Source organism: Streptomyces marianii (assembly GCF_005795905.1).
Classification (GTDB): Bacteria; Actinomycetota; Actinomycetes; order Streptomycetales; family Streptomycetaceae; genus Streptomyces; species Streptomyces marianii.
This window is the reverse complement of sequence record NZ_VAWE01000001.1, coordinates 7,827,130-7,844,925: the sequence shown is the minus strand read 5'-3', so window position 1 is coordinate 7,844,925 and position 17,796 is coordinate 7,827,130. Positions and strand designations below refer to the sequence as shown.

14 protein-coding genes are annotated in these 17,796 nt (G+C 73.5%); 10 read left to right on the top strand and 4 right to left on the bottom strand.

What is annotated here, in order from left to right:
- The first annotated feature begins 103 nt into the window (after nucleotides 1–103).
- On the top strand, nucleotides 104–2,794 hold the full coding sequence (gene ppdK, locus FEF34_RS35395) for a pyruvate, phosphate dikinase (protein WP_138056811.1): 2,691 nt from the start codon (nucleotides 104–106) through the stop codon (nucleotides 2,792–2,794).
- A gap of 252 nt (nucleotides 2,795–3,046) precedes the next feature.
- The gene (locus FEF34_RS35390; RefSeq protein WP_138056810.1) at nucleotides 3,047–3,394 is read left to right on the top strand and encodes a DUF5335 family protein; all 348 of its coding nucleotides are present in this window, start codon (nucleotides 3,047–3,049) and stop codon (nucleotides 3,392–3,394) included.
- 387 nt (nucleotides 3,395–3,781) lie between these two features.
- Here the strand turns inward: FEF34_RS35390 and FEF34_RS35385 are convergent, their stop codons facing one another.
- Nucleotides 3,782–4,450 (bottom strand): CBS domain-containing protein, encoded by a 669-nt coding sequence (locus tag FEF34_RS35385; protein ID WP_138056809.1) that lies wholly within the window; start codon nucleotides 4,448–4,450, stop codon nucleotides 3,782–3,784.
- A 268-nt stretch (nucleotides 4,451–4,718) separates the two neighbouring features.
- On the opposite strand from FEF34_RS35385, the gene FEF34_RS35380 reads away from it, so the two are divergent.
- The gene (locus tag FEF34_RS35380; protein WP_138056808.1) at nucleotides 4,719–5,408 is read left to right on the top strand and encodes a helix-turn-helix domain-containing protein; all 690 of its coding nucleotides are present in this window, start codon (nucleotides 4,719–4,721) and stop codon (nucleotides 5,406–5,408) included.
- A gap of 400 nt (nucleotides 5,409–5,808) precedes the next feature.
- Here the strand turns inward: FEF34_RS35380 and FEF34_RS35375 are convergent, their stop codons facing one another.
- A complete protein-coding gene (locus tag FEF34_RS35375) occupies nucleotides 5,809–7,158 on the bottom strand; it encodes a nicotinate phosphoribosyltransferase (RefSeq protein ID WP_138056807.1) in 1,350 nt (449 codons plus the stop codon).
- A 354-nt stretch (nucleotides 7,159–7,512) separates the two neighbouring features.
- On the opposite strand from FEF34_RS35375, the gene FEF34_RS35370 reads away from it, so the two are divergent.
- Complete coding sequence (locus FEF34_RS35370) at nucleotides 7,513–10,167, top strand: cation-translocating P-type ATPase (RefSeq protein WP_234042679.1); 2,655 nt, start codon at nucleotides 7,513–7,515, stop codon at nucleotides 10,165–10,167.
- A 164-nt stretch (nucleotides 10,168–10,331) separates the two neighbouring features.
- Here FEF34_RS35370 and FEF34_RS35365 read toward each other — a convergent pair whose 3' ends face one another.
- The gene (locus FEF34_RS35365) at nucleotides 10,332–10,832 is read right to left on the bottom strand and encodes a hypothetical protein (protein WP_234042678.1); all 501 of its coding nucleotides are present in this window, start codon (nucleotides 10,830–10,832) and stop codon (nucleotides 10,332–10,334) included.
- A 140-nt stretch (nucleotides 10,833–10,972) separates the two neighbouring features.
- On the bottom strand, nucleotides 10,973–11,638 hold the full coding sequence (locus FEF34_RS35360; RefSeq protein WP_138056806.1) for a CBS domain-containing protein: 666 nt from the start codon (nucleotides 11,636–11,638) through the stop codon (nucleotides 10,973–10,975).
- A gap of 659 nt (nucleotides 11,639–12,297) precedes the next feature.
- Here FEF34_RS35360 and FEF34_RS35355 point away from each other — a divergent pair.
- The 6 genes from FEF34_RS35355 to FEF34_RS35330 all read left to right on the top strand — a co-directional run bounded on the left by FEF34_RS35355 (nucleotide 12,298) and on the right by FEF34_RS35330 (nucleotide 17,634).
- The gene (locus FEF34_RS35355) at nucleotides 12,298–12,819 is read left to right on the top strand and encodes a hydrogenase maturation protease (protein ID WP_138056805.1); all 522 of its coding nucleotides are present in this window, start codon (nucleotides 12,298–12,300) and stop codon (nucleotides 12,817–12,819) included.
- Nucleotides 12,820–13,007: 188 nt separating this feature from the next.
- The gene (locus tag FEF34_RS35350; protein WP_138056804.1) at nucleotides 13,008–14,177 is read left to right on the top strand and encodes a 4Fe-4S dicluster domain-containing protein; all 1,170 of its coding nucleotides are present in this window, start codon (nucleotides 13,008–13,010) and stop codon (nucleotides 14,175–14,177) included.
- Nucleotides 14,174–14,659 (top strand): cyclic nucleotide-binding domain-containing protein, encoded by a 486-nt coding sequence (locus FEF34_RS35345; RefSeq protein WP_407698324.1) that lies wholly within the window; start codon nucleotides 14,174–14,176, stop codon nucleotides 14,657–14,659. Before FEF34_RS35350 ends, FEF34_RS35345 begins: the two co-directional genes overlap by 4 nt.
- The gene (locus tag FEF34_RS35340; RefSeq protein ID WP_138056803.1) at nucleotides 14,656–15,462 is read left to right on the top strand and encodes an FAD/NAD(P)-binding protein; all 807 of its coding nucleotides are present in this window, start codon (nucleotides 14,656–14,658) and stop codon (nucleotides 15,460–15,462) included. The genes FEF34_RS35345 and FEF34_RS35340 overlap by 4 nt, the downstream gene beginning before the upstream one ends.
- Before the next feature lies 1 nt (nucleotide 15,463).
- Complete coding sequence (locus FEF34_RS35335) at nucleotides 15,464–16,255, top strand: NADH-quinone oxidoreductase subunit B family protein (RefSeq protein WP_138056802.1); 792 nt, start codon at nucleotides 15,464–15,466, stop codon at nucleotides 16,253–16,255.
- Entirely contained in the window at nucleotides 16,252–17,634 is a 1,383-nt protein-coding gene (locus FEF34_RS35330) for a Ni/Fe hydrogenase subunit alpha (protein WP_138056801.1), read from the top strand. The genes FEF34_RS35335 and FEF34_RS35330 overlap by 4 nt, the downstream gene beginning before the upstream one ends.
- Nucleotides 17,635–17,796 lie beyond the last annotated feature (162 nt).

The window sequence follows — 17,796 nt, the reverse complement described above, 5'->3', positions numbered from 1 at the left end:
CAGGGACGTATGGCCCCTTCTGTCTCGCGAACGCGCTCGGTGACAGTGGGACGAGTAGGCGCCGGCCCGCAGAGGGGGCCGGCACGTCGCCGCGGAAGCAGCCATGACCGACTACGTGTACGACTTCGCCCGGGGCGGCCGCGGCATGGCCGAGCTGCTCGGGAACAAGGGCGCGAACCTCGCGGAGATGACCCGCCTGGGCCTGCCCGTGCCGAGAGGGTTCACCATCACCACCGAGGCCTGCCGGGTCTTCCTGTCGAGCGGCGAACCGCCGCCCGAACTGGAGCGCCAGATCGCCGAGCACGTGTCCGCCCTGGAGCGGGCCGCCGGAAAGCGGCTCGGTCAGGCGGACGACCCACTGCTCCTCTCGGTCAGGTCCGGAGCCCGGGTCTCGATGCCCGGAATGATGGAGACCATCCTCGACATCGGACTCAACGACTACTCGGTGCTCGGGCTGGCCAAGTCGTCCGAGAGGGAGCGATTCGCCTGGGACTCCTACCGGCGGCTGGTGCAGATGTTCGGCGGCACGGTGATGGGCTTGGACAACTCGCTCTTCGAGGAGACACTCACGCGCATCGAGGAACAGCACCACGTCCCCGACGACAGCCGCCTGGACGTCTGCGACCTCATCAGGACCGTCGAGTCGTTCAAGGACCTGATCGCCGAGCGGTCGGGCCTCGAGTTCCCCCAGTCGCCCGCCGAACAGCTGCGGCAGGCCGTCCTGGCCGTGTTCGCCTCCTGGAACGGGGAGCGCGCGAGGCTGTACCGGCGCCGCGAGCGCATCCCGGACGATCTGGGGACCGCGGTGACCGTTCAGACCATGGTCTTCGGCAACCTGGGCCGGGACTCGGGGAGCGGTGTGGCCTTCACCCGGGACCCGGCCACGGGTCGCACGGGGGTGTACGGCGACTACCTTCCGAGCGCCCAGGGCGAGGACGTCGTCTCCGGGGTGCGCAACGCGGTGCCCCTCCAGGAGCTGGCCGCTCTGGACCCGACGTCGTTCGGGCGGCTTCAGGAGTACCTGGCCCGGCTGGAGAGCCACTACCACGACCTGTGCGACGTCGAGTTCACGATCGAACGGGGCAGGCTCTGGATGCTTCAGACACGCGTCGGCAAACGCACCGCCCGGGCGGCCTTCACCATCGCCTCGGACATGGCCGACGAGGGTCTGATCACGCACCGTCAGGCTCTGTCCCGCGTCGACGGTGAGCAGCTCACCCGCCTCATGTTCCCGCGCTTCGACGCCGCCGGCACGGCCGACGTGGTCGCCCGGGGCGTCCCCGCCTCCCCGGGAGCGGCCGTGGGAGCGGTCGTCTTCGACTCGGCCGAGGCCGTGCGCAGGGCGGACGCCGGGGAGAAGGTGGTACTCGTCCGGAACGAGACCACCGCCGACGACCTGCCCGGCATGATCGCCGCGGAAGCCGTTCTCACCACTCGCGGCGGGAAGACGAGCCACGCGGCGGTGGTCGCGCGGGGCATGGGGAAGGTGTGCGTCTGCGGGGCGGAGGACATGATCGTGGACGTCCGCGCACGCTGCCTCGTCGTCGACGGCCTGACCGTCGGCGAGGGTTCGGTCGTCTCCGTGGACGGCTCCGAGGGGAGCGTCCGCCTCGGAGCCGTACCCCTGGTCGAGTCCCAGGTCGTGCGGTACTTCGACAGCGGTGCGCCCCCGGACGCCGCCGCGCAGGACCTTGTACGCCACGTGCACCGGCTCATGCAGCAGGCCGACGCGGCACGGCGCCTGGAGGTGCGGGCGAACGCGGACACCCCGCAGGACGCGGCCCGGGCGCGCCGCTTCGGGGCCGAGGGAATCGGGCTCTGCCGCACCGAGCACATGTTCCTGGGGGACCGGCGCCGGCTCGTCGAGGACATGATCCTCGCGGAGGGCGACGCGGAACGGGATGCCGCGCTCGCCGCGCTCCTGCCCCTGCAGCGTGCGGACTTCACCGGCATTCTGGAGGCGATGGACGAACTGCCGGTGACCATCAGGCTGCTGGACCCGCCACTGCACGAGTTCCTGCCCGACCGCACGGATCTGGCCGTCCGCGTCGCCCGGAGGGACGCGGTCGGGGATCCGCCCGATGAGCACGACTCGGCGCTGCTCGCGGCCGTTTCCCGTATGCACGAGAGGAATCCGATGCTCGGGCTGCGGGGCGTCAGGCTGGGACTGGTCGTTCCCGGGCTGTTCGCCATGCAGGTGCGCGCGATCGCCGAGGCGGTCGTGGAACGGCTGCGGGCAGGCGGGACCCCGCGCGCCGAGATCATGGTTCCGCTGGTGGACACGGTGGAGGAGCTGCGCCTCGTCAGAGAGGAGGCCGAACGGGTCCTGGCCGCCGTCTCCGAGGAGGCGGGCGTGGTCGTCGCCTGCCCGGTCGGCACGATGATCGAGCTGCCGAGGGCGGCTCTCACCGCGGGCCGGATCGCCCGGGAGGCCGCTTTCTTCTCGTTCGGCACGAACGATCTCACCCAGACGACCTGGGGCTTCTCACGCGACGACGTGGAGGCCGCCTTCTTCTCCGCCTACCTGCAGAAGGGCGTGTTCCCGGCGTCGCCGTTCGAGACCGTCGACCGCGAGGGCGTGGGCCGGCTGGTACGGATCGCGGTCACCGAGGGCCGCGCGGTGCGCCCCGAGTTGGAGCTCGGTGTGTGTGGAGAACACGGAGGCGATCCGGCATCGGTGCACTTCTTCCACGAGGTGGGGCTCGACTACGTTTCCTGCTCGCCGTTCCGCGTACCGATCGCACGTCTGGAAGCGGGCAGGGCGGCCGTATCGGAGGGCGTCACGGCCGGCTGAGCGCCTGCCGCGCCGCGCCGGGGAACGCACGGCGGCCCCGGTCGAGGTGTCCCGGCGGCTTGCAGGGACGGCCCAACCGGGCGTGGAGGGTTCCACGGGCGCATGATGAGAAGGAAGGCCCGAGCATCCGGGTGGCAACCACCGCACGGCCGGGCCGCGGCGATCGCGGGGCCGTCGCCTGCCGGCTCCGTGCCCACAGGCCGGCAGCCGCCTGAGCCCCACCGGTGTCCCGCAGCGCAGAGGAGGCTGACGATGACCCGAACCTCGACCCTCGAGCGCAGCCAGTGGCAGGGCGCTCTCGACGGCGTCACGGCCGACCACGACGGAAGACTCGTCACCGTCGAACTGCTGGACGCCTCCGTCGGGCACCAGTACGAGGCGGAGCGCATGCCGTTCGCCGACCTCTCCTACGACCCCAAGGACGATGTGGTGATCGTCGCCGTCGGCGGGAGGACGCCGCGCTATCCGGTGGTGCTGCGCCACATGGTGGCTCACCCGAAGGAGATCGACATCGCCACGGAGGACATTCCGGAAACCGCCGTGCGGGTCGTCGCGCCGGACGACACGGCCACTTTGATCACCTTCTTCCCGGCGGAATAGCGGGCGGGCCCCACAGCGCAACAGCCGTACACCCGGGGTGGGAAGCCGCGGCCGGGGCACCTCCCGCCGGGCGCTGCCGGGCTCGGCCCACCATCGGTGCGCCATCCACGCCACATGCCCGGTCGTGATCGAGCACCCGGAGACCGACGTCCAGGAGGGTGAGGACGGGGCACGCTGAAGGTGGGCGAGTCACACCGCTCTTCGGCCTCGGTCAACGGACCCGCCCACCGCGACCGGCACCCCTGAACGCGCCACCGCGAGGGGCGAGGAGGAGGCCGTGTCGAGAGCAGCGAGCACCGTCGCTGTCGGCCCGGTGCGGCGCACGCCGCGCGACGCCTGGGGCTGTGTGGCACATTCCCCCGCGCCGCACTGGCGCGCGCTCGAACGTCAGCGGTCGTCTGCCGCGCCCGCGGGCGTGGGACGGGCGAACTCGCAGCGGACGTCGACGACCCCCTCCACGGACCCGGCCAGTCGGCCGACGACGGCGACGAGGCTGCTGTCGCCGACCGTTCCGCCGAGCGTGACGACCCCGTCCTCCACGTCGACCCGTACCCCGGGACGGGAGTCCGCGAAGAGGCGGTCGACGAGATCCTGGACTTCCGCCGCGATGTCGTCGTCGGAGCGGAGGAACACCCTGAGGAGGTCCGCCCGGCTGACGATGCCCTTCAGAACGCCGTGCGCGTCCACGACGGGCAGGCGCTTCACATGCTGCCGGGCCATGAGGCGAGCCGCGTGGGGCAGGGTGGCGCCGGCCCGGACCGTGACCGGCGGAGCGCTCATGAGGTCCTCGGCCCGCACGGCTCCGGAACTTTCGGCGTCCGGGCGGGGCAGTTGGTCCACGCGGGACGGATCGGTGCCGCGGACCTCCTCCTTCCGGAGCAGGTCGGCTTCGGACACGACGCCGACCACGCGCCTTTCGTCGTCGACAACCGGGACGGCGGTCACGCTCCACCGCCCCATGGCGGCCACGATGTCCTTGAACCGCGCGTGAGGGGCGACCGCGACGACGTTCTTCGTCATCACGTCTTCGACGGAGTGCGGGGCGGAGAACCTCATGGTGCGCCTCACAGAGCCTGCTGACGACAGGGGGCGGTAGTGCCTGGTGCCACCCTTCCACGGGCCGGCGGCCTCCGGGATGGGCCGACAGGGGCCGCCTCGGGGCCGTCCGGCCCAAGCGCCCCGTGCTCGGTGCGGGACACCCTGACGGTGGAGGACCCGGAGCGTGCGACGACGTGCCACCGCGCCGGCGTCGCACCGGATGCCGTGCCGGGGAAGCCCGGTGCGGGCCATGACCCCGATGCCGACGAGGGGAGGCGGACCCGCGATGTCCAGCACGTCCGCACACGGTTCCACCGCCGGACAGTCGCCGCACCCGCTTACCGACATGGGCCGCCGACTCGCCGCCCGGCGCGAGCAACTGGGACTGACCCGGGAGGAGGTGGCGGCGCGAAGCGGGGCGGCCGCCACCTATGTCCAGTACCTGGAGGAGCGGCCCGCGGCGCCCGACACGGCCACGTTGCAGCAGATCGCCGCCGCCCTGGAGACGACGGTGGCCGATCTGGCCGGGGGGACGGTGGACCAGCCGCCCGGGCTGGGCGCGGCCCAGCGGGACGCGGGACTGGCCGAGCTCGACGAGACGGAGTGCCGGTCCCTGTTGTCCGGCCATGGTGTCGGGCGGATCGGAGTGCTCACGCCGGAGGGGCCGGCGGTGGTGCCGGTGAACTACGTGGTCGACGGTACCGACATCGCCTTCCGTACCGCGCTGGGGAAGGTGCCCGCCTTCGCCGCGGGAAGCGAGGTCGCCTTCGAGGTGGACCGTATCGACGACGCCTTCAGCCGGGGGTGGAGCGTCCTGGCCGTGGGGACGGCGCGCGCCGTCACCGAGGAGGCTGCGGTCCGCCGGCTGACGGAACTGGCCCCGTCCTCACCATGGGCCGGCGGGCAGCGCGACCTGTGGGTCGAGCTCACGCCGTCCCGCGTCACCGGACGCAGGATCGTCGCAGCGGACGGCTGACTCGGAGGGTCTCGGTCCGGCGGATCCGGCATCACCGGCGAACAGTCGGGACACGGCGGACGGGAGGACCGGACGGCGACCGCTGTGCCTGTTCGGCGCTGTGCCCGTTCGGCAGTGGGGCGGTGGCGCCCGTCGGCGGTTCCCGACACTGGCGGTGACGCGGTGCGGGGCGGCACGGCGACGAGCGCCGCCCGGGACGACGGCGGGATCCGGAGGACCGCCGCACCGCGGCGTCGCCCGCCGCACCGTCGCCCGCGGCGCCGGCGCCCGCCCACGCAGGACCAGCCTCCTCACCGCGTCGCGGGGTGTCCTCCCGACACCACGATGCGACCGCACGCGGGCTGCCCCGGGAGTCGAACGGCCCCGTGCGGGGTCAGCAGGCCCGGACCGCGGACGGGAGTCAACCCTTCCGAGCGAGCGTCCGCCTGACGGCCTCCTCGATCCCGTTCCGCGTCCTGGCGGTCAGGGCGGCCAGGCGTGGCGAGACGACGGGACGTGGCGGAGGCTGCGCGCCACGGATACGGCGTGCTGCCTCGGGCAGGGACGACAGGTCGGCCGCGAAGCGCGCCCGGGCCGCCGCCAGCGTGTCCGGTGGACCGGTTCTCCGGCCGCCCCGCATGACGGTGTGCAGCAGGGGCTCCCCACCGTCCGGTGGCTCCTCGCCCGCCAGCCCCACGACGTCCCGGCAGCCCGGCCCGCGGAACACCTGCTTGGGGGAGGGCGCGGTGGCCTTCGCCGAGGACAGTTTCATGACCGGCCGCCCGGCGTACTCGACGAGTTTGTAGGCCGCGTCCAGATACGGTGCGTCCGCGGCGGTCCCCACCTTGGTGCCCACCGCGTACACGTCGATCGGCGCACCGCTGCGCACCAGTGCGCCGACCGCGTACTCGTCGAGACCGCCACTGGCGACGATGCGGACGTCGGGCAGCCCTGCCCGGTCGAGAATCCCCCGTGCCCGGTGGGCCAGGGCCCCCAGGTCCCCGCTGTCCAGGCGGACGGCGCACCCCGGTCCCCTTCGGATGTCGGCCAGCACCCGGGCCGCCGTCCTGACACCGAGGTCGGTGTCGTAGGTGTCGACGAGGAAGGTCACCGGCCCGGGGTGCGCGCGGGCGAAGGCTCTGAACGCCTCCTCCTCACTGGGGAAGGCCTCGACGTAGGAGTGGGCCATGGTCCCGGATCCCGGTATCCCGAGTTCCGCCGCGGCGGCCACATTGCTGGTGCCTGCGAAACCGACCATCGCGGCGACGCGTGCGGCCTGGAACCCCGCCTGCGGACCGTGCGTCCGCCGCAGGGAGAAGTCCACGACCGGTCGTCCGGCGGCGGCGATGACACAGCGCGCGGCCTTCGAGGCGACGACGGTCTGATGGCAGATCTGTGCCAGCAGGTAGGTCTCCACGAACTGGGCCTGCGGCAACGGCGCGGTGACCTCCATCAGCGGCTCGCCGGCGAACACCAGCCGGCCCTCGGGCACCGCACGCACGTCGCCGAGGAACTCCATGCCGAGCAGCCCTTCCAGGTCCTCGGCCGGACGGTGGAGCGTCGCGGCGAAGTCCCGTACGTCCTGCGGCCCCACCCGGAGGCGGGCGAGATAGTCCAGGGAGGGTTCGAGGCCGGCGGCGACGAGAAAGCCCCGCTCAGGTGGCAGGTCCCGGACGAACAGGCTGAACGTCGCGGGCCGGTCCATGCCTTCACGAAGGTAGGACATGGCCATGGTGACCTCGTACAGGTCGGTGGTGGTCGCGTCGGTCACGGCGAGCACCCTCCTCGAAGTGCGCGTCACGGGACGAGCGGTCCGGGACTCCGAGCGATCGTGCGGCGTACGTCCGGATCCCGCCCCGAGCGGTTGCGGCCCTGGGGGAACGCGGTTCCAGCCTGCTCCGGGGCCACCCCCGCCGGGCAGGGCTGAACGGCCCCCGGCCGGAACCGACCGGCCCCCGCCCGACGCCCCCGGAACGGGCACGATGGGAATGGGCTCGGAGCCGCGTTCGCCCCGGGCTCCGAGCCGGCTCTCGAGCCGCGGCCCCGTCCTGGACGGGGCCGGCGGGACCGTCGCCTCCGCGGTACGGACCCGAGACCACCCGGCCCAACCGACGGGAGGGCGAGCGTGACCTCTCATCCCACGCGGATCATGCCGCCCGACGACACACGGCCGACCGGTCTGACGGACGAGGAGGCTGCGCGCCGACTGCGCGAGTACGGGCGGAACGAGGTGGCCACGCGTCCGAGACTGCCCCTGTACGTTCGCGTGCTGGGCCAGCTCCGCGATCCGCTGATCATGGTTCTGCTCGGCGCGATCGTGCTGACCGTCGCGATCGGGGACCATGCCGACTCCGTGGTGATCGCCCTGGTCGTCGTCGTCAACACCACCGTGGGGGTCGTGCAGGAGATCAGGGCCGACAACGCCGTCGCGGCGCTCTCGGCGCTGTCCGCACCGGCCGCACGCGTGCTGCGCGAGGGAGCCGACCGGGAGGTGCCGGCCACGGACGTCGTGCCGGGGGACGTGCTGCTGCTCGGCGAGGGCGACATCGTGGCTGCCGACGCGCGTCTGCTCCGGTCGTCGTCACTGCTGGTGGACGAGTCCATGCTGACCGGGGAGTCCGTTCCGGTCGACAAGGACGTCCGCTCCCGGAAACCGGGCGCCTCCGTCCTCGGCGCCGGGACCGTCGCCGTCAGGGGCAGGGCCGTGGCCGAGGTCGTCGCCACGGGCGAGGGCAGCGCACTCGGCCGGATCGCGTCCCTCCTGGAGGGCCGGACCGGGCCCACTCCTCTGCAGCGCCGGCTCGCGGCACTCGGCCGGGTGCTGGCTCTCGTCGCGGTGGCCCTGTGCATGCTGGTCTTCGCCCTCGGGCTGCTCCGGGGTCTCCCGCCGGCCACGATGGCCGTGACGGCGATCAGTCTCGCCGTCGCCGCCGTACCGGAGTCGCTGCCGGCCGTCGTGACACTCGCGCTCGCGCTGGGCGCGCGCCGGATGGCGGCGCGGCATGCGGTGGTGCGCCGGCTGCCCGCCGTCGAGACGCTCGGTTCCGTGACCGTGCTGGCCACCGACAAGACCGGGACGCTCACCGAGGGCCGGATGGTGGTGGAGCAGGTCTGGACTCCCCGTGGGCGGGTGGCGTTCACCGGGGTCGGGTACGAGCCGAGGGGCGAGGCGCGCATCGGCGGAAGAACGGCGACCGCCGCGGAACTCGGGCCCGTTCGTGAGCTGCTGACGGTCGCGGCGCTGTGCAACGACGCCGCCCTCCGGCCGCCCGGCGGCGCGGGAGGGTCCGGCGACCGCTGGACCGCGGTCGGGGACCCGACCGAAGCAGCGCTGCTGACCGCGGCCGTGAAGGCGGGATGTGAGGAGCGGCGCCTCCTGCGGGAGAGGTTCCCGAGGACCGACGAGGCACCGTTCGACAGTCTCAGGAAACGGATGACCACCGTGCACAGGGCACCTTCCGGGCGGTCACTCGTCTGCCTCAAGGGCGCGCCGGAGGCGGTTCTCGATCCCACCGTGCTGGACGAGGGCCCGGAGCCGGTCGCCGAAGCGCGGCGGGAGGCGGCGCGCCTGGCGTCCCGTGGCTTCCGCGTCCTCGCCGTGGCCTCGAGGACGTGCTCCGGGCGGCCGCCGAGGGCCTCGGAAGCGGAGCACGGCCTGCGGCTCCTCGGCCTGGCCGCCATCAGCGACCCCCCGAAGCCGGCCGCGACCGCGACCCTCGCGGCCTGCCGCGCCGCCGGGATCGTCCCCGTCCTGGTCACCGGCGACCATCCGGCGACCGCCCGTGCGCTGGCCGCACGCGTCGGACTCGTGGGCCCGGAGGACACCGAGGGGGCCGTCGCCACGGGAGCGGACCTGGCGGCCGGCCGCATCGGCGATCCGACCGCGGTGACGGTCTTCGCCCGTACGGACCCGCAGCAGAAGCTGGACATCGTCGAGGCGTGGCACGCCCGTGGCCACGTGACGGCCATGACCGGCGACGGCGTCAACGACGGCCCCGCTCTGCACGCCGCGGACATCGGCGTGGCCATGGGCCGCAGAGGCACCGAGGTCGCGCGCCAGTCGGCCGACCTGGTACTCACCGATGACGAACTCACCACCGTGGTGGCCGCTGTCGAGGAGGGACGGCGGGTGTACGACAACATCCGCAGGTTCCTCGTCTACGCACTCGCCGGCGGCACGGCCGAGATCCTGGTGATGCTCGTCGGGCCCCTGCTGGGGCTGGCCCTGCCGCTTCGGGCCGGCCAGATCCTGTGGATCAATCTCCTGACCCACGGCCTGACCGGCGTCGCGGTCGGAGCGGAGCCCGTGTCCCCACAGGCGATGCACCGGCCGCCCCGTCCTCCGCACCAGCATGTGATGGGGCACGGTCTGTGGCAACGCGTGCTCTTCCTCGGCGCCGTGGTGACCGCGGTCTGTCTGGTCGCCGGGCTCGTCGCGCGTGCCGCCGGCTCCCCCTGGCAGACCGTGCTCTTCCTCTCCCTGCTGGCGGCCCAGCTGGGGGTCGTACTGGCGCTGCGCGGCCGCCTGTTCACGCGCGAGAACCTGTTCCTCCCGCTGTCGGTACTGGCGTCGGCGGCCCTGGGCGTGGCCGCGGTGTACGTGCCCTTCCTGCGGTCGGTCCTGGAGACGCGCCCTCTGGACGCGGCGGAGGTGGGACTCGCGTGCGCTGCGGGTCTGCTCGGCTTCGCCGCGGCACGCTTGAGCCGGCAGGCGTGGGTCGCGCGGCTCACCGGGCACGCGACCGGGGACGGACGTCCGCACCGCGCGCCCCGGCCGTGAGTGACCCGCGTGGCCCGTACCCTCAAGGACCGGCGCACAGGGGCCGCTTGAGGGCGGAGCGGTAGCGTGGGTGGCACGCGGACTTCCCCTGTGCGACGGGCGGGAGAGCAAGATCGGCCGCGCCGTTCGGTGACCCCGCCGGGGCCCACCGCGCGGCCTGCCGGTCAGGGCGTCCCGCGCCCACGGTACGGACGCCAGAGCAGTGGGAGTGCAAGAGCGGACGCGACTGCCACGAGTCCCGCCAGCCAGACCGCTTGTCCGGTACCGGTTTCCTGCACCTCGCGAAGGGCTGCTCTGAGGATCTCCCGGGTCGCGGGCGGGACACCCGACAGCAGCTGATCGGCCAGTGAGGAGTCGGTCACCGAGTTCGCCAGCGTGAGGGCGTCCTGCCGTGACAGCCCCTCCGCTCGGGCGGCGTCCACCGCGACGTCGTCCTCGAAGTAGCGTTGTGCCGCGGAGAACGCCGCCACGCCGAAGGCGCCGCCGAGCATGCTGGACTCCTTGAACACTCCCGATGCGGTGCCGGCGAGGCTGGCGGGCGGCCCCGCGACCAGCGCGCGGGACATCGGGATGGACAGCAGGCCGAGCCCGAGACCCGCAACCGCCTGACCCGCGAGGACGACCGGGTACCCGGCGCCGCGCCCAAGCGTGCCTGCGATCAGCACTCCCACTCCCAGGAAGACTCCGGTCGTCAGACCGAGACGTTGTTGGCCATCTGAAGCTGCGGCAGCGTGACGGGGATTTCCCGGGCCACGGTCGGAATGATCACCGGTCGCACCCCGCCGGCGCTGGAAGGCGTAAAAGCTCAGTCCTCCCCACCTCGTTGAGCGGGACGGGCGGCGCTCCCGGTCAGGTCCACGCGGATGTCCACCACGCCTTCGACCGCGCGGACGGCCCTGGCCAGCAGCGGAACCAGTCGGCGGTCCCGGAGTTCCCCGCTGAGCATGACCACTCCGTCCGCGACGGACACCTCCACCCCGGCAGCGGCCGGCAGGTCCGCGAGGACGTGGCGACGGACGTCCTCGGCGAGGTCCTCGTCCGTGCGCAGGAACACCTTCAGCAGGTCGCTGCGGCTGACCACGCCCTCCAGCATGCCGACCCGGTCGACCACCGGCAGCCGCTTCACCCGGCGCCGTGCCATGATCCGCGCGGCCTCCGCGACGGTCGCCCCCGGGTGGACGGTGACCGCGGGGCTCGACATGAGCTCGCCGGCGGTCACCGCACCCGCCTTCCACAGGTCCGGCCGGGCCCCTTCGCCGAGCGTGGGGGCATCGGTACGGAACTCCTCCTTCGGCAGGAGGTCGGCTTCGGACACCACGCCGATGACCCTCCCGTCACCCTCGACGACCGGCAGGGCACTGATCTTCCACTGGTCCATCAGCTCGATGATCTCCTTGTACGCGGCATGACGCCCCACCGCGACCGCGGTGTGGGTCATGACGTCGCTCACGGTGCGCGGGGAATCGGTCATGGCAGTGCCCCTTCCTGTGTGGCGGGACTCCCCCGGGGCGGCCCCTCCGCGGCAGCGGGCCGCCTCGTGGCGGACGCGCTCCACGGCGTCCGCACAGGTGACGAAAGGGTGCCGTCGCACCTGCCCCAGTCCCTTCCACCACGCTGGCCCTCCCCGGGCGCCGGGCACATGGGCCGAACGGCCCCCGGGCAGGGCTGCCCCGCCCTGCCCGCAGGCCGCCCCCACGCGGTGTGGTGACGGGTCGTGGCGGACGGTGCGGCGAGCGGCCGAACCGCTCGGACGCGGCTGACCTGAGGGCGGCCGGAAGGTGCGGGCGGCCCGCCTCCGGTCCGGGCTGCGGCACCGACGGACCTCGGGGTGCCGACGTGTGCGACATGTGCGGGGAGGCGCGTGTCGTTGACGAGACGCGGGACGACGCGTCAGCGAACGCGTAGGTTCTTCCCGTTCGTCACGTCGGGTTCGCTGCGTCAGGTGTGTTCGGGGAGCCCCGTGCGCAGCGCGACCACCTGGTACCGGGCGTCGGGAGTCCTGGCCGCGCTCTGCTCGCGGCGCTGCCCGACCGCACCGGATCCGCCTCGGCGGGAAGGTGAGCGGCAGCCTGCTCCGGGGCCGGTGGACGCCGCACGCACAGACGCCGTCCGGACGAGGAGACAGCGGTCATGGAACCGGTAGCCCGCACGGCGGTCATCGGGATCGGGAACGAGTTCCGCCGGGACGACGGGGTCGGGTGGGCCGTCGTCGCCGCGCTGGAGGACCGGGCCGCGCGGCAGCCGCTGTCCCGGGGCACCGTACTGGAGCGGTCCGACGGGGACCCCGGCCGGCTGATCGGCCTCTGGGAGGACACCGCCCTGGCAGTGGTCGTCGATGCGTGCTTCCCCCCGTCGGCGCAGCCGGGGCGTACGCACCGGTGGTCCGGAAACCCCGACGGCTCCTTCCACCCGGCCGGTCCGGCACGGCACAGCACGCACGGACTCGGCCTCGCCGAGGCGGTCCGGCTCGGCGACGTTCTCGGGCGCGGTCCCGGCCGTCTCGTCGTGTACGCGGTGGAGGGGGTGGACCGTTCGCTGGGAACGGGACTCACCCCGGCGGTGGCACGCGCGGTGCCGGTGCTGGTCCGGCGGATCGAGGCGGACATCCGCCGCGACGGCGAGGCCCGGGCCCACGGTCCGCGGGACGGGTGAGTACCGGCAGCCGCCTCCCCGGGGGCGGGTCCGCACCAAGGACACGCCGGACCCATATCGGGGCCGGAGAGGCGCGCACCTGACACCCTGTCCACGACCGACAGCACACCCTGCGGCCGTGTCCAGCGGACCGTGGCGGAGGAGTCTGTGCCTCCCGGGCCGAACGGCCCCCGGACGAGGGGCGAACCATGACGGACCCCGAGAACACCGGTGCGGTACCCGGCGCTCCGGCCGGGGCGGTGCTCGACCGCGAGGGACTGGACGAACTCGTCCGCGTCCTGGTGCGCCGCGGCCGCACGGTGATCGGTCCCACCGTCCGTGACGGCGCCATCGTCCTGGACGAGCTGGAGTCGGCCGAAGCGCTGCCGTACGGCTGGGGGGTCGAACTCGAGGCGGGGCGGTACCGGGTCCGCCGACGTGCCGACGGGGCCGCCTTCGCGCACAGTGCGGGGCCGCAGTCGTGGAAGTCGTTCCTCCATCCGGAGCGTGTCCGTCAGTGGAGCGCCGACCGCCGTCCCGACGGCGGGCTGACCGTGCGGCCGGAGGAACCCAGGAGCGTCTCGTACGCCTTCCTCGGCGTGCGGCCCTGCGATCTGCGGGCCATTCGGATCCTCGACCGGGTGATGGCCGGCGGCCGCTACCGTGACCCTGCCTACCTCTCCCGGCGAACGGGCGCCTTCCTGATCGCGGTCGAGTGCACCGAGCCGGGTGCCACCTGCTTCTGCGTGTCGATGGGCACGGGACCGGCCGCGGACGCCGGGTACGACCTCGCGCTCACCGAGGTCGTGGACGCCGCCGGCCACCGCTTCCTGTGCCGCAGCGGGAGCCCGGAGGGTGCGGCGGTGCTCGCGGAGCTCCCGCACCGCGACGCCGACGAGCCCACCCGCGCGGCAGCCGCCTCCGCGGTGAGCGAGGCGGCAGAACGCATGGGCCGGTCCATGCCGCCGGTGGACCTGCGCACGCTGATGCGGGACACCCTGGAGGCGGACCGCTGGGACGACGTCACGGCCAGATGCCTGAGCTGCGGCAACTGCACCATGGTCTGCCCCACCTGCTTCTGCACGACCACCGAGGACGTGACCGACCTGACCGGCGACCACGCGGAGCGGTGGCGCCGCTGGGACTCCTGCTACGACCTGGACTTCTCGCTCCTCCACGGCGGGCCGGTCCGGGCCACCCCCCGCAGCCGCTACCGCCAGTGGCTCACCCACAAACTGGGCACGTGGCACGACCAGTTCGACAGCTCCGGCTGCGTCGGCTGCGGCCGGTGCATCGTCTGGTGCCCCACCGGCATCGACCTCACCGAAGAGGCGCACGCCCTCCACCGGGAGGCCACGCGGACGGAGGGCGCACCGTGACCCCGCAGACGGACGGGCCCACCGCCGAAGCGGCGCTCACGGCCCTGCCCGCCGAGCACCGCACTCGGTTGATGGCACTCGCCCGCGAAGCCGCCTTCCCGGGCGCCACGCGGATCTTCGAGGAGGGCGGGGAGGCGGACCGCTTCTGGGTCATCCGGTCGGGCACCGTGGCGCTCGACGTCCATGTTCCCGGGCGCGGTCAGGCCGTCGTCGAGACCATCGGCAGGGGCGCCCTGCTCGGCTGGTCGTGGCTGTGCCCGCCCCGGCGCTGGCACCTCGGCGCCGAGACCCGGGGCCCCGTGCGGGCCTGGGAGTTCGACGCCGCCGCCGTACGCGGCCTGTGTTCCGAACGCCCCGAGCTGGGGCTGGCGTTGGTCACCGTCGTCGCCGAGACCATCGGGGACCGGCTCAGGGCGACCCGCACCCGGCTGCTCGACCTGTACGGGCCGCCGGGATCGCCGGGGAACGGGACCGGGCCATGACCCTCGCTCCCCTCCCCTACCGCGTCGTGGACCGCCGGGACGAGACGCACGACACCGTCACGCTCGTCCTGGAGCCGGCCGGAGAGGCTCTGAGCCCTTTCGCCCCGGGCCAGTTCGCGATGCTCTACGCCTTCGGGGTCGGCGAGGTCCCCGTCTCCGTCTCCCGGACCCCCGACGCGCGGCGGTTGACACACACGGTGCGCGCCGTCGGGGCCGTCACCCGTGCGCTGTGCGGCCTGCGGACCGGTGCGTGGGTCGGGGTGCGCGGCCCGTTCGGTACGTGCTGGGACCTGGCGGCCGCCCGCGGCCACGATCTACTCGTCATCGCCGGCGGCATCGGGCTCGCGCCGCTGCGGCCCCTGATCGACGCCGTGCTCGCCGACGCCCGCGAGTACGGACGGCTGAACGTCCTCGCGGGTGCCCGGAGCCCGCGCGAGCTCCTGTACCAGGACGAGTTCCCCGCATGGGGGAGGCCGTTCGGCGCCGCGACGGTCGACCGTCCCGACGACGACTGGACCGGCCGGGTCGGAGTCGTCACCACGCTGCTCGGCGAGGCCCGCTTCACACCGGCGGACACGACCGCCTTCGTCTGCGGCCCGGAGGTCATGATGCGCGTGACCGCCCGCGACCTGCTCCACCGGGGGGTCCGCCCCGACCGCGTCCAGGTCTCCCTCGAACGCAACATGCGCTGCGCCACCGGCCACTGCGGGCACTGCCAGCTCGGTCCCCTGCTGCTCTGCCGCGACGGCCCGGTCGTCGGCTACGACCGGGCCGAACCACTGCTCACCGTACGGGAACTGTGACATGAGCGTCCCCACCACGTCCCGGCCGCCGTCCCGCCCCCGACTGGGCGTGTTCAAGTTCGCCTCGTGCGACGGCTGCCAGCTCACCCTCCTCGACTGCGAGGACGAACTGCTCGGCATCGCCGACGCGCTGGAGATCGCCCACTTCCTGGAGGCGTCCGGCGACCCGGCTCCGGGCCCGTACGACCTGTCGCTCGTCGAAGGGTCCGTCAGCACCCCCGAACACGTGGAACGCCTGCGGCGCATCCGCGCCGAGTCCCGGCACCTCGTCACCATCGGCGCCTGTGCCACGGCCGGCGGCGTCCAGGCGCTGCGCAACTACGCGGACGTCGGGGAGTACCTGGCGGCGGTCTACGCCCGGCCCGACTACATCGAGACCCTCGCCACCTCCACACCGATCTCCGCGCACGTACCGGTCGACTTCGAGCTGCGCGGCTGCCCCATCGACCGCGGGCAGCTGGTGGAGGTCATCACGGCCTTCCTCGCCGGACGGAAGCCCGGCATCCCGAACCACGCCGTCTGCTTCGCCTGCAAGCGGCGCGGCAACGTCTGCGTCACCGTCGCCCACGGCACGCCCTGCCTCGGCCCGGTCACCCACGCCGGGTGCGGCGCCCTGTGCCCGACGTACGGACGGGGCTGCTACGGCTGCTTCGGCCCGGCCGGCACGACCAACCTCCCCGCGCTGGTCCCCCTGATGCACCGTGACGGGATGGGCGACGAGGACATCGACAGGTTCCTGCACACGTTCAACGTCACCGCCTTCACCGCCGTGGAGGAGGAAGGACCCGGATGAACGACCCGGCGACCCGGTCCCAGGTACTGCGCGTCCCCGCTCTCAGCCGGGTCGAGGGGGAGACCGCTCTGCACCTGCGCGTCCACGAGGGCACCGTCGAGGAGGCCCGGCTGAACATCTACGAGGCCCCGCGGTTCTTCGAGGCCTTCCTGCGCGGCAGGTCCCATACCGAACCCCCCGACCTCACCTCGCGCATCTGCGGGATCTGCCCCATCGCCTACCAGCTGAGCGCCTGCCGGGCGCTCGAGGACGTCTGCGGCGTCGTGGTCGACGGGCAGCTCGCCGCCCTGCGCCGCCTGCTGTACTGCGGCGAGTGGATCGAGAGCCAGACGCTGCACATCCACCTCCTGCACGCCCCGGACTTCCTCGGCCACGACGACGTGATCGGCATGTCCCGCTTCCACCCGGCCCATGTCGAGCGCGGGCTGCGCCTCAAGCAGACGGGCAACGCCGTCGTCGAACTGCTCGGGGGACGCGCGATCCACCCCGTCAACGTCCGCCTCGGAGGCTTCCACCGCACCCCGACCCGCGCCGAACTCCGTCCCCTCGCCGAACGGCTGCGTACCGCCCTCGACGACGCCCGGGACACCTTGCGCTGGGTCGCCGGCTTCGACTTCCCCGACGCGGAGTGCGACGCCGACCTGCTCGCCCTCACCGAGCCGGGCACCTACGCGATCGAGTCCGGGACCCCGGCCGTCCTCCCCTACGACCGCGCGCTCCCGCGACGCGGCTTCCCGCTGGGCGACTTCTCCGAGCACGTCACCGAGGAACAGGTCCCCCACTCCACGGCCCTCCACTCCCGGCTGGACGGCCGCAGACACCTCACCGGCTCCCTCGCCCGCTACGCGCTCAACGGCCACCTGCTCTCCCCGACGGCCCTCGAAGCAGCACGCGAAGCCGGGCTGGGCGCTCCCCCGCTGACGTCGGAGACGGAGGACGGCCGGCCGGGCGAGGTCTGCAGGAACCCGTACCGGAGCATCCTCGTCCGCGCCGTGGAGGTCCTCTACGCCGTGGAGGAGGCGCTCCGGATCATCTCGGTGTACGAGCGGCCCGCCCGGCCGTACGTGGAGGCGCCTGCCCGGGCCGGTATCGGGCACGGTGCGACGGAGGCCCCGCGCGGGCTGCTCTACCACCGCTACGCCCTCGACGGCGAGGGACGCGTCACCGACGCCCGCATCGTGCCGCCGACCGCCCAGAACCAGGGCGCCATCGAGGAGGACCTGCGCCGGCTGGTCCAGGCCGGGCTGGACCGCGGTGAGGACTCCGAGGACGAACTCACCCGGCTGTGCGAACGTGCCGTCCGCAACCACGATCCGTGCATCTCGTGCTCGGCGCACTTCCTGGAACTGGACATCGTACGGACGCCGGGACCCGTCTGATCCGCTCGACCGCGCGAGGACCGGGCGGGCAGGGGCCGTTCGGCCCCGTCAGACCTCGGCGCGACCGCGTCTCGCGGCCGTGTGCGGCTCGTCGGCCCCGTGCCCGGGAGTGCCCCACACCGAGAAGTCCGTCGGGCTCGAGTGGCCGTTCGCCGCCGCCAC

What these genes read in the sequence shown, in the direction of transcription:
- ppdK (WP_138056811.1), top strand. Translation starts at nt 104, where the DNA reads ATGACCGACTACGTGTACGACTTCGCCCGGGGCGGCCGCGGCATGGCC.
- FEF34_RS35390 (WP_138056810.1), top strand. Translation starts at nt 3,047, where the DNA reads ATGACCCGAACCTCGACCCTCGAGCGCAGCCAGTGGCAGGGCGCTCTC.
- FEF34_RS35385 (WP_138056809.1), bottom strand. Translation starts at nt 4,450, where the DNA reads ATGAGGTTCTCCGCCCCGCACTCCGTCGAAGACGTGATGACGAAGAAC.
- FEF34_RS35380 (WP_138056808.1), top strand. Translation starts at nt 4,719, where the DNA reads ATGTCCAGCACGTCCGCACACGGTTCCACCGCCGGACAGTCGCCGCAC.
- FEF34_RS35360 (WP_138056806.1), bottom strand. Translation starts at nt 11,638, where the DNA reads ATGACCGATTCCCCGCGCACCGTGAGCGACGTCATGACCCACACCGCG.
- FEF34_RS35355 (WP_138056805.1), top strand. Translation starts at nt 12,298, where the DNA reads ATGGAACCGGTAGCCCGCACGGCGGTCATCGGGATCGGGAACGAGTTC.
- FEF34_RS35350 (WP_138056804.1), top strand. Translation starts at nt 13,008, where the DNA reads ATGACGGACCCCGAGAACACCGGTGCGGTACCCGGCGCTCCGGCCGGG.
- FEF34_RS35340 (WP_138056803.1), top strand. Translation starts at nt 14,656, where the DNA reads ATGACCCTCGCTCCCCTCCCCTACCGCGTCGTGGACCGCCGGGACGAG.
- FEF34_RS35335 (WP_138056802.1), top strand. Translation starts at nt 15,464, where the DNA reads ATGAGCGTCCCCACCACGTCCCGGCCGCCGTCCCGCCCCCGACTGGGC.
- FEF34_RS35330 (WP_138056801.1), top strand. Translation starts at nt 16,252, where the DNA reads ATGAACGACCCGGCGACCCGGTCCCAGGTACTGCGCGTCCCCGCTCTC.